Below are 23,561 nucleotides of genomic sequence, written 5' to 3' on the forward strand. Positions count from 1 at the left end.
AGACCTGAAAGCCCAAAACGGCCTAAACACGGGAAACATCGGTGGCATGCTTGCAGCGAACTTGCCAAACCGCCTTACGGGAACGACATCTTAAAACCATGACACGCATTTCCTTCCGTGCGGCCCTGGCGTTCAGCCTTGGTATCGCAGTCCTTCCGGTGGCCGGGCATGGAGTTTCCGTCCCTGCTGCCATGGCGCAATCTGCCGCGGATAACGCACCTGCGGCTCCTGTCCAGATTCTCTACAAGGCACTGGACACAGTCCAGAAAGCCCATAGTAGCTTCGCTGAGCGTAGCCAGATCGTGGCTCCGGCCATTGACCAGTCCTATGACCTGACAGCCGTGCTCAAGGCATCGGTCGGCCTGCGCTACAACGCCCTGAACGACGATGAAAAGCAGAAGCTTCTGGCGGCTTTCCGCAACTACACGGTTGCGCGTTACGTCTCGAGCTTCAAGCCCGGTTCGGATGTCCAGTTCTCCGTTTCCCCCACCATTGCGGATGCCCCGGCGGGCGGCGGCAAGATTGTCGTAACCCATGTTGGTGGCGATGATGGTTCCGCTCCGACCGAACTGAGCTATATCGTGCATCAGGAAAACGGTAGCTGGCGTATTACGGACGTTCTGCTGAGTGACGCCATATCAGTCAGGCAGCCGCCCAGCGCGCGGATTTTAGTTCCACACTGGCCTCTGGCGGTGTAGCGGGGCTGATTGCCGTTCTGGAGCGCAAGGTTCAGAATTACTCGAGCAACTGAGTCAAAACAGCGGACAGGACACCAGCGTGCGGTGTGGCAGACACAAGGCAGGATATAACGTCGGGCAGGAAGAGGCACAGGCATGACAACCGGTGTCTTCCCTGTTCTGGCGGCTGTCAGCGCGGCATTGGCCGTCACGGGCTGTGTCCAGTCCGCTCTGGGGGCAGGCCTGCTGGCGCGCTTTCGCCAGCGTGAGCGCAGCGCCCCCCTGACCGAAGTGCTGCCACCTGTTACGGTTCTCAAGCCCCTATACGGCTCGGAGCCCCTGCTGGAAGAAGCACTTGAAAGCTTCTGCACGCAGGACTACCCGCATATGCAGATCCTGTTCGGCGTGCGCGAGGCAGATGACCCCGCCGTGGCCATTGTCCAGCGTTTACAGGCACGCTACCCGCGGCTGGACATGCGGCTGGTGGTTAACCCCGTCCTGCACGGGCTGAACCGCAAAATCAGCAACCTGATGAACATCCTGCCCTATGCGCGGCATGATGTGCTGGTGATTTCCGACTCCGATATCCATGTCAGCCCGGACTATCTGCGCCAGATTGTCGCAGCGTTGCAGACCCCCCGCACGGGGTTGGTCACAACGCTGTACGCGGGCCTGACCTCGGCCAATACCGTGGTGCAGAAGCTGGCCGCCTGCCAGATCAACACAACTTCCTGCCCGGCGTCATGCTCTCGCGCTATCTGGCAGGCAGGACTGCCTTGGGGCCACCATGGCCCTGCGCCGCACCACGCTGGAAGCCGTGGGCGGGCTGGAAGCCCTGCTGCCCCATGTGGCGGATGACGCCCTGCTGGGCAGGCTTATCCTGCGGCATGGCCAGAACATCGCCATTGCCGGGTGTATGACCTGGACCACCATTGCCGAATCCAGTGTGACAGACCTGTTACGCCATGAGCTGCGCTGGGGCCGGACTGTCTGCGCACTGGCCCCAGCGGGCTATGCCGCGTCTTCCATCCAGCTCCCGCTTTTCTGGGCCCTGCTCTGCGTGGCTTTTCAGCCACATGCGGCATGTCCCTGCCTTTTTTCTGGGCAATCTGGGCCGTGCGGGCGCTGACTTCATACCTGATCGACCGCTCCGTGGGAGCACGCGCGCTCTGGCCAATGCTGCTGCTCCCCCTGCGAGACTGGCTTTCCGCTGCGATCATGGTCGGCAGTGCCAGCGGCACTGAAGTCCACTGGCGCGGGCAGACCATGCACGTCGCTCCCCACCCTGCCGCATCGGCTCCAGCCCCGCGGAGTCTCTCCACCGGACGCTAGGGCTGGCATCGCAGGACTTGCTTTCCCCTCACGGGCCAGAGTAATTCCCTACCCAAAGCAGACCGAGGTCTTTCCGGCCAACTGGCCGCAGCCCGCTACACAGCCTTTTCCTGTCAGGACACAAACAGATGACGATGAGAACCCTTTTCCTCCAGCCTCCCACCTTTGACGGCTTTGATGGCGGGGCAGGTTCACGCTATCAGGCCCGGCGCGAAATCAAGTCCTTCTGGTACCCGACCTGGCTGGCACAGCCTGCGGCGCTGGTGGCTGGCAGCCGCCTGATTGACGCCCCCCCCGCACGTATGGGCATGGAGCCCATTCTTGAAGACGTGAAAAACCGCGATCTGGTGATCCTGCACACCTCCACCCCGTCCTTTGCCAAGGATGTGCAGGTGGCGCAGATGCTCAAGGACGTGAACCCCAACCTGAAGATCGGGATGGTGGGCGCGAAGGTTGCCGTGCAGCCTGAAGAAAGCATGCTCAAGGGTGCGCCTATCGACTTCGTTGCTCGCAACGAGTTCGACTTCACCATCAAGGACATTGCCGACGGCATGGACTTCAAGGATGTGGACGGCATCACCTGGCGCAACAAGAACGGTGAGATTGTCGCCAACCGCGACCGCGCCATGATCGAAGACATGGACAGCCTGCCCTTCGTCACGGAAGTCTATAAGCGCGACCTGCGAATTGAGGACTACTTCATCGGTTACCTCAAGCACCCCTACATCTCCATTTACACGGGCCGTGGCTGCAAATCGCGCTGCACCTTCTGCCTGTGGCCGCAGACCGTGGGTGGCCACCGCTACCGCACCCGCAGCCCGCAGCACGTGGCGGCTGAAATCCGTCTGGCGATGCAGTATTTCCCGCAGGTGCAGGAATTCTTCTTCGACGACGACACCTTCACCGACGACCTGCCCCGTGCCGAGGCCATTGCGCGCGAACTGGGCAAGCTGGGCGTTACCTGGTCGTGCAATGCCAAGGCCAATGTGCCGCGCGACACCCTGAAGGTGCTGCGTGACAACGGCCTGCGCCTGCTGCTGGTCGGTTACGAAAGCGGCAACCAGCAGATCCTGCACAACATCAAAAAGGGCATGCGCGTTGAAGTCGCGCGCGAGTTCACCAAGAACTGCCATGAACTCGGGATCAAGATCCACGGCACCTTCATTCTGGGTCTGCCGGGCGAAACGCAGGAAACCATTCAGGAAACCATCCGCTTCGCGCAGGAAATCAACCCGCACACGCTGCAGGTTTCTCTGGCGGCTCCCTATCCCGGCACGGCCCTGTTCCAGCAGGCCACCGAAAACGGCTGGCTGGACGAAAGCAACGCCGAACTGCTGGACGAAAACGGCGTGCAGATCGCACCGCTGCACTACCCCCATCTTTCCCACACGGAAATCTTCAACAGCGTTGAAGAATTCTACAAGAAGTTCTACTTCCGCGCGCCGAAGATCGCCTCCATCCTTGGGGAAATGATCACCTCGCCGCAGATGCTCAAGCGCCGCCTGCGCGAAGGCGTCGAGTTCTTCCAGTTCCTCAAGGACCGCAAGGCCGCCTGAGGTTACTGCCCCCCACACACCGCAAGGTCTGTGGGGGATTTTATTGTGTAGCAGGGCGTTTGCGTGGCGTGGTTCATGCCCAGCCCCCTGTCAGGCGCGCGGATCGGCCCGCCCTACCCGGCGCCTCTCACTGCCCCCCATAGCGGGTGCACGGAGTTCCCGCCATGAAACGCGCCATTATCTCCGCTGATGACTTCGGCATGTCTGTCGAAGTGAATGAAGCCATTGAAATCGCACATCGTCAGGGGCTGCTTTCCACGGCCAGCCTGATGGTCGCCGGCGCTGCCGCAAAGGACGCCGTGGAGCGCGCAAAGCGCCTGCCCACGCTTAATGTCGGGCTGCACCTTGTCACGATCGAAGGCCCGGCCACGCTCAGCCATGCCGAACTCCCCCTGATTACCGGCCCGGACGGGTGGCTGTCTTCCTCGCAACTGGGGCTGGGGGTCGAGTATTTCTTTCTTCCCGAAGGCCGGCGGGAACTCAGGCGCGAAATTACTGCCCAGTTTGAGGCTTTCAGGCGTACAGGCCTGCGGCTGGATCATGCCAACGCCCACAAGCACATGCACCTGCACCCGGCAGTCGGCGGCCTGATGATCGAGATTGGCAAAGGCTACGGGCTGAATGCCGTGCGCATTCCCATTGAACCCCCCGGCCCGCTAGCTTTCGCATCCGGCACGCAGCCTGATACGCTGGGCGATGCCATCCTGCGTCGCTGGACAAAGCTCCTGCGCTATCAGGCCCGCAAAGCGGGCATGATGACCAATGACTGGTGCTTTGGTCTGGCCTGGAGCGGGCATATGACCCCCGAGCGCATGGCGGCACTGGCAATGCACCTGCCAGAAGGCGTGTCCGAGATCTATTTCCATCCCGCCACGCATAAAAATACCCTGCTGCAACGCCTCATGCCCACCTATGAACATGACAAGGAACTGGAAGCCCTCTGTTCGGATGGCTTTCGGCAGGCTTTGGCGCGCACGCACACGCAATTGTGCGGCTGGCAGGATCTGGCCCGTGCAGGTAGTCACGCCGACTGTTGTAATTTTACCATAAAAACCTAATTGGCGTAATATTTTTAATTTTATGTCCTTATTTTTTTGTTTTTTGTAATATTATTGCGCAACACCCCTTGACCCGTACCCGGAGTTCTGGTTTTTTCTGAGGGCCGACATACCAAAAAAACAATAATGAAAGTTGGTTCCATGGCTCAGGTATTTTTATTCCGCCCGTTACTCTTCACTCTGTGTACGGCACCCGCTGGTGTCGTCCCTGTCTGTTTGCCGTCAGCCTAGACGGTTCTGAACGCCCTCGATTTTCATCAGACGCAGATAGCAACAGGACGCGGAATGTCTCGTTTCTTCTCAAGCCGCGCTGCTCGGCGCGCGGCTGCTCCCCGTGCTTTTTCAACACGTAACGCAGGCTGCAGTTCACTGGCGCTGGCCGCCCTGTGGCACATGCCTGCTGCCTTTGCCGCACCTACGGCACCTCTGGCGACCACCACAACAACACAGGCAGCCACCGCGGCATCCGGCAAACCAGTGAGCGTTGTGCACGTCACCGCAGCACCGCTTGATGCGGAAATGCTTGGCCCGGACCCTGCGGCTATCAAGCGCCCGGCCAATACGCCTATTCCGCCGAGCGGCGTGCCAGTGCTGCCAATCAGCGGTCAGTCGCCATTTGGCATGCTCCCGATCGTGCCATCTGAAATCAAGCACTCTTTCCACCAGATCGAACTTGACGCCATCTCCAAGGGTGAAGGGCCTTCCGCCCTGCTGCCCGCATGGCTCGACGCCCAGCGCGACAAGGATCTGGACGACCCCTACTACGTGCCCACCGCAGGCACTGGCCACCTTGTGGAACCGCTGATGCCGTTCCGCAACCGACTGAAAGACAAGGGCTTTTCCTTCTCCCTATCCTACAAGGGTGAATGGATGGGGCTGTTTTCGGGCGGGCTGCCGAACGAACACGGCAACAGCTATGTGCATGAACTGACCCTGCAGGGCACGTTCGACCTCGGCAAGATGGCACCGAGCCTGAACGGCTGGTCCGTGCATACGCTCGTCATGGAACGCGCGGGCAAGGCTTACCAGAACCGCGTGGGTGAGCAGTTCGTGGCTTTGCAGGAAGTGTATACCCTCTCAGGCAACGTGGCCGCCCATCTGGTGGACATGTATGCCGAGAAAAAATTCCGCAACAACACCATGGACCTGATCTTTGGTCGTATGTCGCTCACCCATGTGTTTGCGACATCGCCACTGCTGTGCTCGTTCCAGGTCACCTGCTCGGCTCCTGTGGCTCTGAAGCAGAACCCCGGTTTCAGCGTGTATCCCAAGGCCACATGGGGCGCACGGCTGCGCTTCCGCCCCACGCGGGATACGGCTTTGCAGGTGGGTGCGTATTCTGTGAGCGCGCTGAGCGACAACCCTTCGGGCTGGGCATGGGGTGCTGAAAACGCAACCGGCCTGTCGCTGCCGATTGAGTTCACATGGGAACCCTTCCTCACACGTAACCGTCTGCCCGGACATTACGTGTTGGGTTACGCGCATGACACGACCCGCTATGCGGACAAAATCAGCACCGCGCTGCCTGCCGCCGTGGTGAACAGCATGCCCGGTGTCCACTCAGGGCCGAGCGACATGTTCTGGCTTGAAACCGATCAGATGGTCTACCGCCTTGGTGGCCGTAACCAGATGGCCGGTGGATATCTGATGGCCGGTTATGTGCATGTGACACCACGCGCTGTGAACGTGTCTGACGAAGTCTATGGCGGCTTTTCGATGGTGGGGGTCATTCCTTCACGCCTGACGGATCGGTTCGGTGTGCTGTATTCTTGGTACAAGGTCAGCGACCGCCGACGTGAAAGCCAGATGATCGCGCAGGACATGAACCTTTCTCTGGGGGTACATGGCGTGCAGAACGACTCTCACGTGATCGAAGCCTATTACAGCATTGACGCGCTGCCGGGCCTGATCATCCAGCCGGAATTTCAGTACATGATCCACCCCGGCGAGACGCATAACATTCCCAACTCCGCCGCTATGGGGCTGAAAGTTATCGCCAACCTGTAAACACCATGCTCCGGGTTCTTCCACCCGGAGCCACAAAACCCTGCACCATGCCCGGCAATGGGCTAGTGCAGGGCCAAAAGACAGACCCGCAGCCCACCCGGCCCTGTCAGAGAGCCATGTAGCTGCGCTACACCGCACAAAGCGGGTGGTCTCTCATACGTATCTTATGCCATCGTCCAGCGCGTAAACACAGAACGCGAAAGATACGTCCCCTTGGATCATACGGAAATCATCAAGGCGCTCGGCACATTTCTGGCCGTCATGAACCCGTTTCTCAGCCTGCCCGTCTTTCTTGCCATGACGGCGGGGTTTTCGGCGGGCCAGCAGCGCGCTCTGGCGTTCAAGGTTACGGTCTATTCCGCCATCATGTGCCTGATCATTCTGCTGGCAGGGCAAAAGATCATTGGCTTTTTTGGCATTACCATTGACCAGTTCCGCGTAGCGGGAGGGATCGTGCTCGCACAGATTTCTTGGTCCATGCTCAATGGCAGCACCATTACGTCCCATCAGGGCAGTGATCACGAGCAGGCACAGGCACAAAACCTGTCCAGTCTGGCGTTTTACCCCCTTACCTTCCCGCTGGTGATCGGGCCGGGAACCATCGCTACCACCATCATTTATACCGGGCCCGGCAGCTCCGTAACCGACATGATGGAAATAGGCGGCATTATCGCGGGCATATTGCTGATCCTGTTTGTGACGCTGTTTTTTGCCGCCGCAATCGGCAGGGTCATGAGCGAGACAATGCGCACGATTACAACGCGGCTGATGGGTATGATCCTGCTAGCCATTTCCGTTGGCATGGTCATTGCCGGGCTTAAGGCGACCTTTCCGGGGCTTGCTCACTAAACCGCGCAGAACATGGTACCCGGCAGGACAACACACGACACGCTCTAGGCATGGCAGGCCACCTCTGCTACTCAGCAGACTGTTTCCCTTTAACCGCGCGCGACTGGCCTGCCGCCTCCCTTCATGAGCAAACCCACAGACAAAACAGCGCCCGAAGCGGCCCCAAGCAGCGATCCATCCACCGGGCGTGATACGGCTTCGCGCCTTTCCGCCAGAGGACAGGCCGCCCACGCTGAACGTCTGGACAGACAGGCCGCCGCCCTGCGCGCCAATCTGCTCCGCCGCAAGGCGCAAGCCCGCAGCAGGCAGGAAAACGACAGCGCCGCCGCCCCCACTTCTTCCGCCCGCCCTGAAACAGGAAAGCCCAAACCATGCCCGTGATGCCTGATACCTGGATCCGCAAAATGGCCACCGACCACGGGATGATTGAACCCTTCGTGGAAAACCAGAAGCGCGAGGGCGTGATTTCCTACGGCCTGTCTTCCTACGGGTATGATGCGCGGGTAGCGGATGATTTCCGTATTTTTACCGACGTGAACAACGCCATTGTCGACCCCAAGAACTTCAGCCCTGAAGGCTTTGTCTCGCGCAAGGCTGATGAGTGCATTATCCCACCCAACAGCTTCGTGCTGGCGCATACGATAGAATATTTCCGTATCCCGCGCGATGTGCTGGTGGTGTGTCTGGGCAAGTCCACCTATGCGCGCTGCGGCATTATCGTGAACGTGACCCCGCTTGAGCCGAGTGGGAAGGGCAGGTTACGATAGAAATCAGCAACACCACCCCCCTGCCCGCACGTATCTACGCCAATGAAGGCATCTGCCAGTTCCTGTTCTTCAAGGGCGACTCTCCGTGTGAGACCAGCTATGCGGACCGGGCCGGCAAATATATGGGCCAGCGTGGCGTTGCCACGCCCCGGATGTAACCCGATGGATCGTTTCATTATCCATGGTGGCCGCCCCCTGCATGGGGAAATCGTGATTGGTGGGGCCAAAAACGCGGGGCTGAAACTTCTGGTCGCAGGGCTGCTCACGCCTGAACGGCTGGTGCTGTCCAATGTGCCGCATATTGCCGATATCGCCACCATGCGCGCCCTGCTGGTACAGCACGGGCTGAGCGTGGAAGACGTAAAGGGCGATGGCTCCACCCTGTCCGTGGGTGGCGACATTACGAATACAGAAGCGCCTTACAACATTGTTTCCAAAATGCGGGCATCCATTCTCGTGCTGGGGCCGCTGCTCGCGCGCTGCCACCATGCGCGGGTGTCCCTACCGGAGGCTGCGCCATTGGCACCCGCCCGGTTGACCTGCACCTGAAAGGGCTGGAAACACTCGGGGCCGAAATCACTCTCGAAAACGGCTATATCAACGCCCGCGCGCCCCACGGCCTGAAGGGCGAGCGGATTATCCTGCCTTTTGCCTCTGTCGGGGCAACCGAAAACCTGATGATGGCCGCGACCCTTGCAAAAGGCCGCACGGAAATCATTAACGCCGCGCGCGAGCCTGAAATGGTCGATCTGGCTAACTGCCTGAACGCCATGGGCGCGCGTATTCAGGGCGCTGGCAGCGGTACCATCACCATCGAAGGGGTGGAGGCACTGCACGGGGCCGAGCACCGGATCATGCCTGATCGTATCGAGTGCGGCACCTATGCCTGCGCTGCCGCCATTACCGGTGGTGACCTGCGTCTGGTGGGTGGGCATGTCGACCATCTGGGGGCTGTGGTGCGCGCGCTGGAAGAAACCGGCGTGGAAGTCACGCAGGAAGGCGACACCATGCGGGTGCGGCGCACCGGCGCCCTGCGTGGTATCGATATCATGACCGAACCTTACCCCGGCTTCCCCACGGACATGCAGGCCCAGTTCATGGCGCTGCTTTCTGTGGCGGACGGGGCTTCCATGATCACGGAAACGATTTTTGAAAACCGTTTCATGCATGTGCCTGAACTCAACCGCATGGGCGCACGCATCAACGTGCATGGATCATCCGCCATTATCCGTGGCGTGCATGGGCTTTCGGGCGCTCCTGTCATGGCGACAGACCTGCGGGCCTCGTTCTCGCTCATTCTCGCGGGCCTTGCCGCCCATGGTGAGACAATCCTGAGCCGCGTTTACCATCTGGACCGTGGTTATGAAGCGGTGGAACGCAAGCTCGCAGCCTGCGGTGCGCAAATCGAACGCGTGCGCGACTGATACACTCCGCAGGCCACGCGGCGCGGGTTAGCCCCTCAGCGCGCGGCCTGCGCGTAACAGGTTATAGCTGCTGTGGTAAAGCCATGGCAGATTCCGGCAAAACCTGCCCACCATCAACAACAATACCCTGCCCAGTAATATAGCCTGCCTCCTCCGAGGCAAGAAACATCGCGGTATTGGCAATATCCATAACCGAGCCCAGACGCCCCATGGGAATGGATGCCTCCATGGCGCTCAGATATTCATCACCCAGACCATCCAGCCCTTCGGTACGGATATTACCGGGCATGACCGCGTTGATGGTAATGCCATGCGGGGCCAGTTCTATCGCTGCCGTGCGTAAAAAACCCATCTGCCCAGCCTTGGACGCCCCATAATGCGCCCAGCCCGGAAAACCGGTGATAGGGCCAGTCACAGACGATGTCGCGACGATACGCCCCCAGCCTTTTTTCTTCATGACCGGCAACACCGCGCGCGTGCAGGTAAACAAACTGCGCAGATTGACCGCCATGATATGATCAAAGTCTTCCTCGGTCATGGTCTCCAGCGTGGCAGATGGGAAAATCCCCGCATTGGCATAGAGAATATCCACACCCCCGAAAGCATTTACAACCTGCTCGACCAGCGTTTCACAGGCAGCGCCGGACGATACATCCACACCAAACCCCAAGGCTTTTGGCCCAATGGCAGTTGCAACCGCCTGCGCATCCTCCGCTTTGCGCGAAACAACGGCCACCTGACAGCCTACCTGCCCGAAACGCTCGGCAATACCGCGCCCGATGCCCCGGGTGCCTCCTGTAACAAGCACCGTACGCCTTCCAGAGACCTGAACATGCTTACCCTCCGCCGCACAAACCCCGCAGGCATGGCCAATGATGCAGCATGCCTGCCGACAGTCACATATTATTACGATATAGAAACATAATGCATAACAAAAAACATACGCTCTAGGCTGCGGCGGATCCCGACACCAGATCGGACAGAAAACCACCACTCAGATAGTCTTTAGCCATAACCACCGATGTTTCCACAAAACCACCTTCCAGTGCCTGTGCTTCGGTCGAATGGCGGTGGGTTGCAAACCAGCCAACCATCAGCAGCCGGCGGAGCATGAGCATGGTCGGGATCATGGCCACATCCGCATCATCAAGTGCGCGCTGGCTCTGGTAACCCTGCACCCAGTTGCTGCACAGGCTTTCTATATCCGGCCCGTATTCGTTAAACGTGCAGGCACAGGCCAGCTCATACATGTGCCAGCTAAACCCGCAGTCATCGAAATCGATCAGGCACATCTCTTCCTTGTTGGACAGGATATTGGCCAGACGCATATCCCCATGCAGCAGTCCCCAGCGATTATCCGGCCTGCCATAGGCGGCCAGCCTGCGGCGCACCATCTGGTCTGCCGCGTCCAGAACCTGATGCTGCTCGGCACTCATGGCATGGTTATGTTTCCAGCACCCCCACATGGCCTGCTCACCAATAGTGGTAGCGACCGTCCATTCCGGGCGCTCAAGGCTGTTAAGCGCTGCATTGCCGTGCGTATAGTCATGCAGCCGGGCGGAAATGATCCCAAGCCTGAAAAAATCCCTGTCCAGACCATCGGCTTGAGGCATATGGCCTTCAAAATACCGGAACAGAACCGCATGCTGTTCGCGCTCACCACTCCCGATAATAACCAGTTTTTTGCCGTCCACAGCGGGCAAAACTGGGGGAGTCTGTAACACACGGTCTTCTATCAGGCGGTCGATAAACGTGATTTCAGCCTGAATTTCAGCAATTTCGCGGTAATGTGGCCGGTGCAGGCGTAATACATGCACCACACCACCGGGCCCTTCGACCCGGTAGACGGCATTTTCGGAAAAGCTCAGCAATGTGCAGCGTGAGTTTTCATGCAAACCATAGAGCGGCAAAAACGCCTGCGTGTTTTCATACCACTTCCATGATGTTTCCTGCCAAGCGGCGTCTCTCATGCTCACACCCTTTCGCTCATGACAGGGGCACTGGCCACCACGGCATCTTCCAGCCGTTGCAGAATGTCTCCCACCTGCCCGGATGTCAGAAGCAAGCCGGGCTTGAACTGCAAGACGCGCGGATCAAGCGTGGAGAAAATAGCCCAGACCCCGCGCTTGTAAAGCTCGCGCATGACGGGTTTGGCACCCTGTGCATCGTTGAATTCCAGACCGATAATCAGCCTTCCTGACGGATACCAACAAACCAGTCCGCATGGCGCGAACGGATATCCGCAAGCCCTTGCGCAAACTGGTTGATAACAGCATGCACATTGGCCACGGTCTGCGCACTGGTGGTGATATCCAGCACGGCGGATGCCACATGACACCCAACCTCAGACCCGGAGAAGGTGGACATATGGCAAAGCCGTCACGGTCAAGCCAACCACCGGCTGCCTTTGTCATCAGCAGTGCACCAAACGTAGATACCCCCACCCAGCCCTTTGGATGTCACAAGAATATCCGGCTGCACTTTCTGGCGCGAAATGGCCCACAATACGCCAGAACGCATCAGCCCGGTCTGAACCTCATCGGCAATGTACAATGCACCCGTTTCATCGCACAGGGCGCGGATCGCGGCGAGGTAGCCCGGCTCAGGCAACGGAAAACCGTAGGTAGCCGGAATAGTTTCCATAATGACCGCCGCGGCTGGCTCCGCCCGCAGGGCCGTGCGCATGGCGTCAAGATCATTAAAGGGCACCTGTTCGAACTCTTCTGGCCTGTCCGCAAGGAACAGACGGCTGAAGCGCTCATCGCCCGTGGCGACAGCAAGCCCTGTATGGCCATGATAGGCCTTGCGGATGGAAATGATCCGCCGCCGCCCTGTCGCAAACCGTGCGGATTTAATCGCAAGGTCAATCGCCTCGCTCCCACTTGTGGCATAGGCCACACGCTCGAAAGGCTGCCCTGACAGGGCCAGCAGTTTCATAGCCAGCGCGGTGCGCGAGGGCGATGGAAAATGGTGGTTACCGATATCAAAATACGCCAGCCCGTCTGTCAGCGCTTTGATCAGATCTGGATTACGGTGGCCAAGGTTATAGGTGCCGCCATTGAGGTGCACATCGATCAGTTCATGCCCATTGATATCGGTCAGGACATAGCCTTCGCGCCGCCCGATTACGAGCGGCACATCGACCTCCTGCCAGAAACGGGTTTTGTCCGGGTTCCAGTACCGTTCCGAGGCCGCCAGAACCGCTGCCTTGTCGCTGAATCCCGCCAGATACGGATCGGTCATCTTACACTCCCTGCCTTGCCCCCTAATGAGGCTGATGATGCATTCAGTGTATGCCTCCGCCGTGCTGGCATTTAATGGCAGACGGTCACAATCTCATGCCATTTGATGACAGAATGACGGGGAGCTATGACCCACCGCCACGCCGCCATATGTTCCATGATAGAAATGATTTGACGCAGCCTGCCCCTCATGCGCTATCCTGCCTGTCTGTCCCTTGCATCAGGCAGACATGACCTTGCAGGCTTGAACATGACACAACTGGCACAGGCCCCCTTTGGCCCGGACAGGTTTTCCACCACTGTTCTGGCCTCCGTTGTTCACGGGTTCGACACGTTCATCCGCCAGCGTGGCGGAAACCCGGCTGACGTTTTCGGTCAGGCCGGACTGGCTGTTCCGCGCCAGTGCGCCCCCTCGGACATGGTCTTTCTGGACACCTACTGTCAGGCACTGGACTACGCGGCACACAGCACGCGCACGACTCATTTTGGCTTGTGGTTCGGCCACCAGTTCGCTCCCAGCCGTCTGGGCCTGCTGGGCTATCTGGCCCTGTCAGCCCCCACTCTGGGCGATGCGCTGGACAATCTGGCCAGCTTCTTTGCCGTTCATCAGGACAACAGCACTGTCAGCAGCCAGATCCGGCGCGGGGTCTGTGTGCTGGAATATAGTGTGGATGCGCCCAACCTGAGCAACCACCGCCATGATAGCGAACTCTCTCTGGCGGTTTTCTGCAACCTGATCAAAGCCGCCATGGGCCCGACATGGGCCCCCACCGAAGTGCATTTCCGCCACGAAGCCGCAGCACAGGACAGGCAGGATCACGGGCAGGCTTTCGGCTGCCCCGTGCATTTCGGCAGGCGTTCCAACGCCCTGCTGTTTCCGGCATCGGTGCTCAGCACCCCCATGCCCGATGCGGATAGTATCCTGTTCTGCACTGCCAGAAGCAGCCTGCTGAACATTCAGGCGGAAAAAACCGCACGCACACAAACACGCAATATTCTGGAAACGGCGCGGCAGGTTATTATCCACCTTCTGCCGCAGGGATATCCATCCATTACCGCCGTAGCCGAAGAACTGGGCTGCCCGCCATGGACACTCCAGCGGCGGCTGGCAGACCAGAATGCCAGCCACCGCCAGCTTGTTGAAGAAACACGCCAGCAGCAGGCCGTGCATTATCTGCAATCAGGCCGTTTTTCCGTCGCCCAGACCGCGTTCATGCTGGGCTATGCGGAAAGCAGTTCCTTTACCCGCGCCTTCACTCGCTGGCATGGCCACGCACCCAGCAGCCTGCTGCCGGGCGGCACCCCACAGGACTGACCTGCCGCCCGACCCCGATACAATCATAGCGCGAACAGCAGGCAGACCCCACCCGGTCGCTACAGGTGGCGGCTTATGGTTCCCACCAGACACTGAGCGTACGCACACCCTGTGCGCCGCGCACCAGCACACCCTGAATATCGGCTGTGGCTGAAGGCCCGCTCATGAGCACCCCATAACGCGCGGTATGAAATTCAGGCCGTTCGATATAGGCGGTGTGCATATTGGCCGTAAGCGTAGCTTCCGAGAGGATCACCACAATATGCTGCGTCAGATGTGCTGCGGAATTCAGCGTCGGCAATTGCGCTTCACTCAGGAAAATAGAGCCCATTTCCGCAATGCCAAATGGCGCGCGCACAACCAGCACATCCACTTCGGCAGCTTTTTGTGGGGTGCCCAGTTCTTCTATCCGCACCGTACCTTCAAAATCCGGCACTGCGGAACAGATGATTTTGGCATCGGCAAAGCGGCGGGCAATAGCAGCGCTCAGGCTTTCACCGGCCTGCGGCTCAAGCACCTGTCCACCCAGCAGGGCCAGGCTTTTTTCAAACCGTGCACGGCCTGCATCCATATTACCCAGCCGTGCAACAGGCGGCAGGGGATGGGCCGCAGGGTCAGGCCGGTTGTCACGCAGGCGGGCCAGAATGGCATCACGCGAACTCATGCGTCTTCCCCTTTCTTTTTGGTCTTCAGGCGGTTCTGCTTATACCAGCTATGGAATGTCTGTTTGACCGGGTGCGGCAGTTCGCGGTTCTTGCCCCATGGGTTGAGCCAGTTATACAGCGCAAAACGTGGCAACACCCCCAGCGCTGTTTCCGTGCCACTAATGGCCGCACGGTACAGCTTGGGCTGGCCCATCAGCCGCCCGGCCATGTTCATGACCTCGCGTTTGACGAAAGGCAGTTCATGATGCTCGGCCAGCACGCGCCGCCATTTGTAAAGCTGGTCGTGAATATTGATCCTGACCGGGCAGACATTGGTGCAACTGCCGTTCATGGTCGAAGCAAAAGGCAATGTGCTGTATTTGCGCTCATTGAAGGTCGGATCAATAATCGCACCGATAGGGCCTGAATACACCGCCCCATAGGACAGCCCGCCCGAACGCCTGTACACCGGGCAGGTATTCATGCACGCCCCACAGCGGATACATTTGAGCGAAGTCCAGAAATCTTCCATACCCAGCCGGTGCGAGCGCCCGTTATCGACCAGCACCACATGCATTTCGCCACCATCCTGCGGGCCACGGAAGTGCGTTGTGTATTGCGTAATGGGCGAACCCAGCGCACTGCGCGAGAGCATGCGCACGAACACACCCAGATCGGCCATGCGCGGCACCAGACGCTCGATCCCCAGCGTTGCAATATGCAGACCCGGCACGGTAGCGCTCAGATCGGCATTGCCTTCATTGGTGCAGACCACGAAAGAGCCGGTTTCCGCCACCACGAAATTACCGCCCGTCATGCCCGCATCCGCCGCCAGAATAACCGGCCGCGCCGCCAGACGCTGCGACCACGCAAGGGACTGCGGATCATCATCATTGGGGTCGGTATGGTAGTGTTCTGCAAAAAGCTTGGCCACATCAGGCGTCAGCTTATGCACTGCTGGCACCACGATATGGCTGGGCATCTGGTTATCAAGCTGCTGGATACGCTCGCCAGATCGGTTTCGGTAACGACAACGCCGCGCGGCTCCAGATATTCGCGCATGTTGCACTCTTCCGTCACCATGGACTTGCTCTTGATCAGCGACTTTACGCCATGCTTTTCAAGAATTTCACCCACGATACGGTTATGTTCCGCGGCATCGGCTGCCCAGTGCACATGGATGCCGTTCTTTTTCGCGTTGGTTTCAAACTGCTCGAGATAGTCGGGCAGGTTGGCCAGCGTGTGTTCCTTGATCTGCGAGGCAAGAGTCCGCAGTTCCTGCCATTCGGGCAGTTCGTGCATCTGCTGGTCACGCTTCTGGCGCAAATCCCACAGACGTTCATCATGGAATGTCAGGTGCGGCGTGTCCTTTATGAACGCCTCCGCCGCCCGCGCGTGATTGACTGGCTTGACCTTCATGCCCGTGCTCCGTTCAGGATTTCGGCAATATGAATAAAGCGGATTGGCACGCCTGCCCGCTCCGCGCAGCCCTGCTGGTGCATCATGCACGACGTATCGGCCGACACGATGTATTCCGCCCCTGCCTGATGGTGGTCACGTACCTTGTCCACACCCATTTTGGCTGAAACGGCCTCTTCCGTTACCGAAAACGTGCCGCCAAAACCGCAGCATTCATCCGGCCTGCGTGGCGTGGCAAAGGAAATGCCCCGCACCTTGGAAAGCAGGTCCATGGGTTTGGAAAAAAACGGCTCACCCAGTTCAGACATGCTGGCAGTGCGCAAGGCCCGCAGCGTACCGCAACTGTTATGCAGCCCGACCTTGTGGGGAAATTCAGCCCACGGGAACGCATCGACCTTCAGCACATCATGCAGGAACTCGACGAGTTCATAGGTGTTTTTGCGAACATGATGCACTTCATCCGTCTGGGGAATAGCGTCGAAATTGTCCTTAACATGATGTGCGCAACTACCCGAAGGCATGACAATAGCATCATATTTTGCAAAATTTTTCACAAACAGCGCCTCGGCTGCCGCTGCATCCTTGTTACAGCCGGAATTGGCCATGGGCTGGCCACAGCAGGTCTGGTCCAGCGGGTATTCCACATCCTGTCCCAGTTTTTCGAGAAGTTCCAGCGTAGCGATCCCTGTTTTGGGATAAAACGCATCAATATAACAAGGAACAAACAACCCGATTTTCATACGCACCCCCGTGCCGGGCATAGCGATGCCCGTAATCGAATAAATCACTCACAAATAAAAACCTGAAACCCGCGATCAGTCTTATGCGCGGGCCTCACACCCCTCTTACCCGGCCGCAATCTGGGCTTTCGCCAGTGCTGCGGGCTCGGGGCCGCCAGTCGCCCAGTCCAGAAGTTCGACTGTATGCACAAACGGAATCCCAACATCTCCGGCAAGCTGTGTCATGCAGCCAATATTACCGCTAGCCGCAACCTGTGCGTTAACCGAGCGGATATTGCGCACCTTACGCTCCTTGAGCTGCTGCGCAATCTCGGGCTGGAGCAGGTTATACGTGCCCGCCGAACCACAGCACAGATAGCCTTCAGGCACATCCAGAACCGTAAAACCGGCTGAGCGCAGCAGGTCTTTTGGCTGGTTGATGATACGCTGGCCGTGCTGCATGGAGCAGGCGGAGTGATAGACAATCCGCTGGCCGGTGGGTCGTGCAGGCGACATCAGCCCGATTTCGGTCATGAATTCGCTGATATCGCGCGCCATGGCCGATACGCGGGCCGCCTTCTCCGCCCATTGCGGGTCAAGCCGCATGGCATGACCATAAGCCTTGACCGATGTTCCGCAACCCGAGGTGTTGATAATGACAGCATCCAGCCCTTCGGGGCCATCAGCCTCACGCAGCCATGCATCAATATTGGCCTTGACCAGCGGCAGGGCCTTGTCCTCAGCACCCATATGCTCGGCAGGCGCGCCACAGCAGCCTGAACCCTGCGCCACGACAACTTCCACCCCATGGCGCTGGAGTAGGCGGATTGTCGCCTCATTAATGGCCGTATCCAGAGCAGTCTGCACACAGCCATTGAGCAGCGCCACGCGTTTGCGCCGTGTCGTACCGGGTGTGACGGTAAATGTCTGGGGCCGATCCACCGGGCTGGGTGCTGGCAGCGGACTGGCAGGCACCATATCCATCATGGCGCGCAATGTGCCTGAAAACAGCCCCCGCGCAGGCCGGGCCAGACGCCCCAGCGCAATCGCCTTGCGAAACAGCCCGGCATTGGGCAGCAGCCTTATAAGGCTTTCGCGCACCACCCGCTGAAACAGCGGGCGGCGATAATGCTGCTCCACATATTCGCGCCCATGGGCAATCAGCTTGGAATATTCCACCCCGGACGGGCAAATGGCCTCGCAGGCCAGACAGGTCAGGCAGCGATCCAGATGTTCGACCGTGCGGGCATCCGGCACGCCCCCTTTTTCATACATGCCTTTGATAAGGAAAATACGCCCGCGCGGACTATCATTTTCCTCATGTCGGACAGCATAGGTCGGGCAGCGTGACAGGCAGACACCGCAATGCACGCAGTTGCCGATAATCTCTTTTGCCAGTTTGATATTGGCATCCGCATCCTGCGCGGCCTCGGGAATATGGCTGAGCATTGTGCGTCTCCTATGCCTGCACTGTCATGCGACCGGGATTAAAAATACCGGCAGGGTCAAAGGCAGCACGCGTGCGCTGTTCAAGCGCGGCAACGCCTGCCGCCACTGGCGGAAAAGCGCCAAACTGGCTGCGTATGGAATCCGGTGCACGCAGAATCATTGCCCGCGCACCAATTTTTTCCGCCATTTTGCGATAACGCAGAGCGTCCACCTCCGGCTGTACCCCGCGCATGGTGGAAAATACAATGCCCCCTGCCCAGTCCACAAAAAAGCGGTTGATGCAGCCAGCCTTGCGGGCTTCATCCACAAAGGCGGGCATGGCGGTAGCGGGCAGGTTTACCCGCCAGACCAGCTCATCCGCCTTTGGTGCAAGGCAGGACAACTCGCGAATGTCACGCCACAGGGCCTGACTTTCTTCCTGCTCGACCACGCGGGGTGGCGTGGGCAGCAGGGCTTCCAGCACCTGCCGGTTACCGGCAACGCCCGGCACCGTCCCTTCCACCCGGATCACGACCTCGCACTTTCCATCCACAGCCACCCGGCGGGCAAGCCCACCGACACCCAGAGGCAGGGCACGGATTTTTTCAAACAGAGCGCGGTCCTCTTCAAGCGTGCTGGCAGGCAGAACAAGCGTCAACTCCGCGCGGGGGGCTGGCAGCACCTTGATGGTTACCGTCGTCAGCGCCGCCAGTGTGCCGCAGGCACCTGTCACCAGCTTGCTCAGATCGTAACCGGTCACGTTTTTCATGGTGCGGCCACCAGCCTTGAACACGTCACCCTGACCGTTAACGCCCTCAACCCCGAGCACAAAATCCCGCACGGCACCGCTTAGAATACGCCGCGGCCCGGAAAGGGCCGTAGCAACCGCACCACCCAGCGTGCTGCGCTGTCCGTCCGTTCCATACAGACCAGTATAGCGGGGCGGTTCAAACGGCAGATACTGGCCTTTTTGTGCCAGCATGCTTTCCAGTTCATCCAGCGTCAGGCCAACCCCGGCGCGGATCACCAGATCCTCGGGGTCATAAAATACGACCTGATCAAGTCCGCCAAGCGTCAGTTCCCGGCTGGCGGCAACAGGGTTGCCAAACCCCCGCCGGGTACCATTACCGGTGACCGCCAGCGTGTGCCCGGCCGCTGCAGCATCCATAATGATATCCGCCACATCCTGCGTGGTGGAAGGGCGCAAACATGCTGTCTCTGTCTGTGTCATGTCAGAAAACTCCGCCTCGCTCAGAAACGCGGGATATCAGGAAAACGGACAACGCCATTACGCACATGCATGCGCCCGAACTCGGCACACCGGCATGCGGTAGGGAACACCTTGCCGGGGTTCAGCAGTTCGGCAGGATCAAAAGCGCATTTGACCATCTGCTGCTGGTTCAGATCGATGTCAGTAAACTGGTGTGTCATGAGGTCACGTTTTTCGACCCCCACCCCATGCTCGCCGCTCAGCACACCGCCCGCATCTACACAGGCGATCAGCACATCAGCGCCGAAAGCCTCGGCTTTTTCAAGGTCACCGGGTTTGGCGGCATCATACATGATAATCGGGTGCAGGTTGCCATCACCCGCATGGAAACAATTGGCGTAATCGAGCCCGTATTTGACCGACATATCGGCCATTTTATTCAGCACTTCAGGGAGCTTGTTACGCGGAATGGTGCCGTCCGTGCAGTAATAGTCCGGGCACAGCTTGCCAATGGCCGAGAAAGCCAGCTTGCGGCTGCTCCATATTCTCTGCCGTTCCTCTTCCGTGGTGCTGACCTTGGTTTCAATCGCACCCTGAGTGCGCGCCACGTCACTCACCACATCCACCAGCGCGTCCACCTCTACGGCGGTGCCGTCAAGTTCGCACAGCAGCAGGGCCGCCGTATTGCTGTCAAAGGTCTCACGGATCAGCACAGACACGGCATCAAGCACCTTGCGGTCCATGAATTCGAGCCCCGCTGGAATAATCCCCGCCCCGACAATGGCCCCTACGCAGGCACAGGCTTGCTCCACCGATGCAAAGCTCATGGAAATCACGCGCGCGACTTCAGGCACCGGCTCCAGCCGCACGGCAATTTCCGTCACCATGGCCAGCAGCCCTTCGGAGCCTGTGAGCACGCCCATCAGATCCATTTCGCCTTCCGCAGCACCCAGATAGGCACCACCCAGGCGAATGACCTCGCCCGTCATCAGCACGGCTTCAAGACCGAGAATATGGTTGGCTGTCACGCCGTATTTCAGACAGTGCACACCACCGGCATTTTCCGCGACATTGCCACCGATGGTGGAAATAAGCTGGCTGGACGGATCAGGCATGTAACACAGGCCAAGATGCTGCACCGCCTCGCTAATTTTGATATTGGGCACGCCGGGCTGCAAACGCGCAACGCGGTTGGCGGCATCCACTTCCAGCACGTTACACAGGCGTGATGTTACCAGCAGAATGCCATCTTCCAGCGGCAACGCCCCGCCGGACAGCGACGTGCCGGAACCGCGCGGCACCACCTTGATACCTTTTGCATGACAGAAGCGCAGGATCTGCTGCACCTCCGCCGCCGAACCGGGCAGGACAACCAGCAACGGCATAGCCATGTAAGCCGTAATACCATCGCACTGGTAGGGCCGCCTTTCCGCCTCATCGGAAATGACCCATTCCTGTCCGACAATCTGGCGCAGCGCCACCGCCAGAGCTTCGCGCTGGTTCATAATGTCCTGACTGGGCTCGGGCATCTGCATTGCGTCATCTCTTCCGTTCTGAACCGCCACAGGGCACAAAAAAGGGAAAAGACATGACGCTTTTCCCGCACCTGCCCCCGGTTCGGTTACAGTCTTCAATTTGCCATGACAAACGAAATATCACAGCCGGATCAGCATGCCAGCCAGCGACCCGTCCATGGCGCGCTTTTGATATAACAAGAACGCCACGCCTGCCACTATATCTTCAAGACAACTGCCATATGCTATACGTATGGGTGATGGATATCAGGCACCTGCGCTATTTTGTAACCGTGGCCGAGCATGGAAGCATCACCCGTGCTGCCGAAGCACTCGGCATGGAACAGCCCCCGCTCAGCCAGCAGATACGCCAGTTGGAGCGCAATCTGGGTGTCGTGCTGTTTGAACGCCAGACACGCGGGGTGCGGCTGACAGATATCGGGCAAGCCCTCCTGCCCCGCGCCCGCACGATCCTAGACCTGCAAGGGCAGTTTCTCTCAACCGCGCAGGAACTCGCCCGAGGCGAGGCCGGGCATATCCGCATGGGACTTGCCGGAGCCGTGCCACTTTTGCCGGTTATTCCGCTGACTATCCGCCGTTTTCGGGAAATGGTGCCCAATGTCACGCTCTCGCTGGAAGAGAGTAATACGCCCGCCCTGTGCGCAGCACTCCATGACCACACGGTCGATCTGGCCATTATCCGTCCCCCTGCCCCTGACCCGGCACGGCTTTCGGTTTTTCACCTGCTGGACGAACCCACCGTCATTGCCCTGCCGCGCGGGCACAGGCTGACAACCCGCCCGGTCATCAGCCTTGATATGGTGGCCGATGAGCCTCTGATCATTTTCGCGCGAGAACTGGGGCCGGGTTTTCATGATGCCATTCTCTCCGCCTATCAGTCGGCGGGAGTAACACCTGTAATTGGCCAACAGGCACCACAGATTGCTGGCACCGTGCCCTTGGTGGCCGCAGGGCTTGGTGTCAGTGTCGTGCCGCGTTCACTCAGCCAGATCCATGCTGGCGGCGTAACCTTTCATGCCATCAGCGCACCCGCCCCGCGCGCCACGTTGGCCGTGGCCATACGGGCAGGACAGAACATGCCACTCGTGACCCGGCTGGTGCACGTTCTGCGCAGCGCCTGCAAGGCATGGGAAAAACAACTGGTTGCCGAATCGTTTTTTGAAACGGAGTAAATCAGGGCCTGCCGGAACGATGGTAAGGGTGGCCAGCCAGAATGGCCTGTGCCCGGTAAATCTGTTCCACCAGCATGATGCGCACAAGCATATGCGGCCAGGTAAGAGCCCCGAGCGAAAGCGTGGCATCGGCCCGGCGTAGCACGGAGGCATCCAGCCCTTCCGCACCGCCAATAACAAAACAGGGCTGCCGGCCATCGGTCATCCAGCCCTGCATGGCGCTGGCCAGCGCGGGGCTACCCCATGACTGCCCACCTTCATCCAGCGCCAGCACAAAACTGTTCGCCGGGCAGGCCGCCAGAATGGCCTGTGCCTCACGCCGCTTGATTTCCTCGGCACTGCCCCGGCCATCAGGCAGTTCCACAATATCAAGCGCTGGTCGCAGGCGTTTGCGGTACCGATCAACAAGCGCCAGTTCGGCCTTGTCCTTCATGCGGCCTACCGCCACAAGCCGCATCAGCCCTGACCTTTAACGGAACCGGCTTTTTTCAAAGCCGAGTTACGCTCTCTTCGTTGCTGTCATCCAGCTCCGCACCCCACATTTTTTCCAGCCCGTACAGCTCACGGGATTCGGGCTTGAACAGATGCACGACAATATCGCCCGTATCGAGCAGCACCCAGTCGGAGCCATTCGCCCCTTCCACCAGCACGCGCTTGATACCGATATCACGCAGCTTGCGTTCGATATGCTGGGCCATGGCGGCAATCTGCCGGTCTGCCAGACCGGTGGCAATCACCATCCTGTCCGCAAAGGACGCACGCCCGGCCAGATCGATCACGACGATATTCTCTGCCTTATCGTCATCCAGACTGGCCGTAATGATCGCAAGCGACTGCTCAAGCAGGTCGGGGGCCACCACCGCGCGCTTGGCACGGGTTTTGGGGCCTGCGGCGGCCGCTTTCTTGCGCACCGAGCCCGGTGCTGCAGTCGCGCCGGACACAGCGGCACGGGACGAGGCCGCCTTTTCCGCCCGACTGGAAGCGGTAGACGAACGGGGGCGCGCCGGGGTATCGGCGGGGGGCTTTATGGCTATGACTGTTCTCCTGTCTTCTGCCCATCCTGCCCCGCCGTGGAGCGTGCGCTTGCGGGAAAACCGCCGCGCTTTCGGATGGCCGTTGCTGATATACTGTTTTGTGCCCCTGCAAGGAAAGCCCATGCCGGGGGAGAAAGTAACGCGAGTGCGCTGGCCCTGCGCGCGGGCACCCG

General features: G+C 59.3%; 20 protein-coding genes and 4 pseudogenes. 11 read left to right on the top strand and 13 right to left on the bottom strand.

All coding sequences use genetic code 11. The features are described from left to right. Positions 1 to 98 precede the first annotated feature (98 nt). The 9 genes and pseudogenes from JCM25143_RS18645 (at position 99) to murA (ending at position 9,670) form a co-directional block, all read left to right on the top strand. Entirely contained in the window at positions 99 to 698 is a 600-nt protein-coding gene (locus JCM25143_RS18645; protein WP_234395171.1) for a Tgt2/MlaC family protein, read from the top strand. A gap of 135 nt (positions 699 to 833) precedes the next feature. After that, positions 834 to 2,009, top strand: a pseudogene (hpnI, locus tag JCM25143_RS18650) (bacteriohopanetetrol glucosamine biosynthesis glycosyltransferase HpnI). Positions 2,010 to 2,137: 128 nt separating this feature from the next. Continuing rightward, positions 2,138 to 3,565 (top strand): hopanoid biosynthesis associated radical SAM protein HpnJ, encoded by a 1,428-nt coding sequence (gene hpnJ, locus JCM25143_RS10130; protein ID WP_025861050.1) that lies wholly within the window; start codon positions 2,138 to 2,140, stop codon positions 3,563 to 3,565. Between the two features lie 164 nt (positions 3,566 to 3,729). After that, entirely contained in the window at positions 3,730 to 4,623 is an 894-nt protein-coding gene (hpnK, locus tag JCM25143_RS10135; RefSeq protein ID WP_025861051.1) for a hopanoid biosynthesis-associated protein HpnK, read from the top strand. A gap of 285 nt (positions 4,624 to 4,908) precedes the next feature. After that, positions 4,909 to 6,630: a carbohydrate porin gene (locus JCM25143_RS10140; protein WP_025861052.1), complete on the top strand. Its 1,722-nt coding sequence runs from the start codon at positions 4,909 to 4,911 to the stop codon at positions 6,628 to 6,630. A 213-nt stretch (positions 6,631 to 6,843) separates the two neighbouring features. Then, positions 6,844 to 7,479 (top strand): MarC family protein, encoded by a 636-nt coding sequence (locus JCM25143_RS10145; RefSeq protein ID WP_025861053.1) that lies wholly within the window; start codon positions 6,844 to 6,846, stop codon positions 7,477 to 7,479. Between the two features lie 123 nt (positions 7,480 to 7,602). Beyond that, positions 7,603 to 7,860, top strand: coding sequence for a hypothetical protein (locus JCM25143_RS18655; RefSeq protein WP_025861054.1), 258 nt, complete (start codon positions 7,603 to 7,605; stop codon positions 7,858 to 7,860). Continuing rightward, positions 7,851 to 8,404: pseudogene (gene dcd, locus JCM25143_RS18660) on the top strand (dCTP deaminase). Before JCM25143_RS18655 ends, dcd begins: the two are co-directional and overlap by 10 nt. 4 nt (positions 8,405 to 8,408) lie before the next feature. Continuing rightward, a pseudogene (gene murA, locus JCM25143_RS18665) lies at positions 8,409 to 9,670 on the top strand (UDP-N-acetylglucosamine 1-carboxyvinyltransferase). A 61-nt stretch (positions 9,671 to 9,731) separates the two neighbouring features. Here murA and fabG read toward each other — a convergent pair. The 5 genes from fabG to JCM25143_RS18675 all read right to left on the bottom strand — a co-directional run bounded on the left by fabG (position 9,732) and on the right by JCM25143_RS18675 (position 12,913). Further along, positions 9,732 to 10,478: a 3-oxoacyl-ACP reductase FabG gene (gene fabG / locus JCM25143_RS18670; protein ID WP_035370958.1), complete on the bottom strand. Its 747-nt coding sequence runs from the start codon at positions 10,476 to 10,478 to the stop codon at positions 9,732 to 9,734. A gap of 139 nt (positions 10,479 to 10,617) precedes the next feature. Beyond that, entirely contained in the window at positions 10,618 to 11,640 is a 1,023-nt protein-coding gene (locus JCM25143_RS10170) for a phosphotransferase enzyme family protein (RefSeq protein ID WP_035370960.1), read from the bottom strand. A gap of 2 nt (positions 11,641 to 11,642) precedes the next feature. Then, positions 11,643 to 11,813, bottom strand: coding sequence for a hypothetical protein (locus tag JCM25143_RS24020; protein WP_234395173.1), 171 nt, complete (start codon positions 11,811 to 11,813; stop codon positions 11,643 to 11,645). A gap of 44 nt (positions 11,814 to 11,857) precedes the next feature. Next, positions 11,858 to 12,037: a hypothetical protein gene (locus JCM25143_RS24025; RefSeq protein WP_234395174.1), complete on the bottom strand. Its 180-nt coding sequence runs from the start codon at positions 12,035 to 12,037 to the stop codon at positions 11,858 to 11,860. A gap of 18 nt (positions 12,038 to 12,055) precedes the next feature. Continuing rightward, on the bottom strand, positions 12,056 to 12,913 hold the full coding sequence (locus tag JCM25143_RS18675; protein ID WP_234395175.1) for an aminotransferase class III-fold pyridoxal phosphate-dependent enzyme: 858 nt from the start codon (positions 12,911 to 12,913) through the stop codon (positions 12,056 to 12,058). 249 nt (positions 12,914 to 13,162) lie between these two features. On the opposite strand from JCM25143_RS18675, the gene qhpR reads away from it, so the two are divergent. Further along, positions 13,163 to 14,227: an AraC-like transcriptional regulator QhpR gene (qhpR, locus tag JCM25143_RS10185; protein WP_025861058.1), complete on the top strand. Its 1,065-nt coding sequence runs from the start codon at positions 13,163 to 13,165 to the stop codon at positions 14,225 to 14,227. A 73-nt stretch (positions 14,228 to 14,300) separates the two neighbouring features. Here the strand turns inward: qhpR and JCM25143_RS10190 are convergent, their stop codons facing one another. The 6 genes and pseudogenes from JCM25143_RS10190 to JCM25143_RS10215 all read right to left on the bottom strand — a co-directional run bounded on the left by JCM25143_RS10190 (position 14,301) and on the right by JCM25143_RS10215 (position 21,182). Next, positions 14,301 to 14,891 (bottom strand): LutC/YkgG family protein, encoded by a 591-nt coding sequence (locus tag JCM25143_RS10190; RefSeq protein ID WP_025861059.1) that lies wholly within the window; start codon positions 14,889 to 14,891, stop codon positions 14,301 to 14,303. After that, a pseudogene (locus JCM25143_RS24775) lies at positions 14,888 to 16,290 on the bottom strand (lactate utilization protein B). The gene JCM25143_RS10190 and the pseudogene JCM25143_RS24775 overlap by 4 nt, the downstream one beginning before the upstream one ends. Then, complete coding sequence (locus tag JCM25143_RS10200; RefSeq protein ID WP_025861060.1) at positions 16,287 to 17,030, bottom strand: (Fe-S)-binding protein; 744 nt, start codon at positions 17,028 to 17,030, stop codon at positions 16,287 to 16,289. Before JCM25143_RS10200 ends, JCM25143_RS24775 begins: the two are co-directional and overlap by 4 nt. Positions 17,031 to 17,135: 105 nt before the next feature. Beyond that, entirely contained in the window at positions 17,136 to 18,458 is a 1,323-nt protein-coding gene (glcF, locus tag JCM25143_RS10205) for a glycolate oxidase subunit GlcF (RefSeq protein WP_025861061.1), read from the bottom strand. A 10-nt stretch (positions 18,459 to 18,468) separates the two neighbouring features. Beyond that, positions 18,469 to 19,668, bottom strand: coding sequence for an FAD-binding protein (locus JCM25143_RS10210; RefSeq protein ID WP_035370962.1), 1,200 nt, complete (start codon positions 19,666 to 19,668; stop codon positions 18,469 to 18,471). A gap of 20 nt (positions 19,669 to 19,688) precedes the next feature. After that, positions 19,689 to 21,182 (bottom strand): FAD-linked oxidase C-terminal domain-containing protein, encoded by a 1,494-nt coding sequence (locus JCM25143_RS10215; protein WP_025861064.1) that lies wholly within the window; start codon positions 21,180 to 21,182, stop codon positions 19,689 to 19,691. A gap of 239 nt (positions 21,183 to 21,421) precedes the next feature. Here JCM25143_RS10215 and JCM25143_RS10220 point away from each other — a divergent pair, with 239 nt between their 5' ends. Next, entirely contained in the window at positions 21,422 to 22,354 is a 933-nt protein-coding gene (locus JCM25143_RS10220; protein WP_025861065.1) for a LysR family transcriptional regulator, read from the top strand. Between the two features lies 1 nt (position 22,355). Here the strand turns inward: JCM25143_RS10220 and JCM25143_RS10225 are convergent, their stop codons facing one another. Both JCM25143_RS10225 and rsfS read right to left on the bottom strand, forming a co-directional pair. Beyond that, positions 22,356 to 22,811 (bottom strand): 23S rRNA (pseudouridine(1915)-N(3))-methyltransferase RlmH, encoded by a 456-nt coding sequence (locus tag JCM25143_RS10225; RefSeq protein WP_025861066.1) that lies wholly within the window; start codon positions 22,809 to 22,811, stop codon positions 22,356 to 22,358. Positions 22,812 to 22,842: 31 nt separating this feature from the next. Further along, on the bottom strand, positions 22,843 to 23,295 hold the full coding sequence (gene rsfS / locus JCM25143_RS10230; protein WP_025861067.1) for a ribosome silencing factor: 453 nt from the start codon (positions 23,293 to 23,295) through the stop codon (positions 22,843 to 22,845). Between the last annotated feature and the right edge of the window lie 266 nt (positions 23,296 to 23,561).

Source organism: Acetobacter papayae JCM 25143 (assembly GCF_000613285.1).
GTDB lineage: Bacteria > Pseudomonadota > Alphaproteobacteria > Acetobacterales > Acetobacteraceae > Acetobacter > Acetobacter papayae.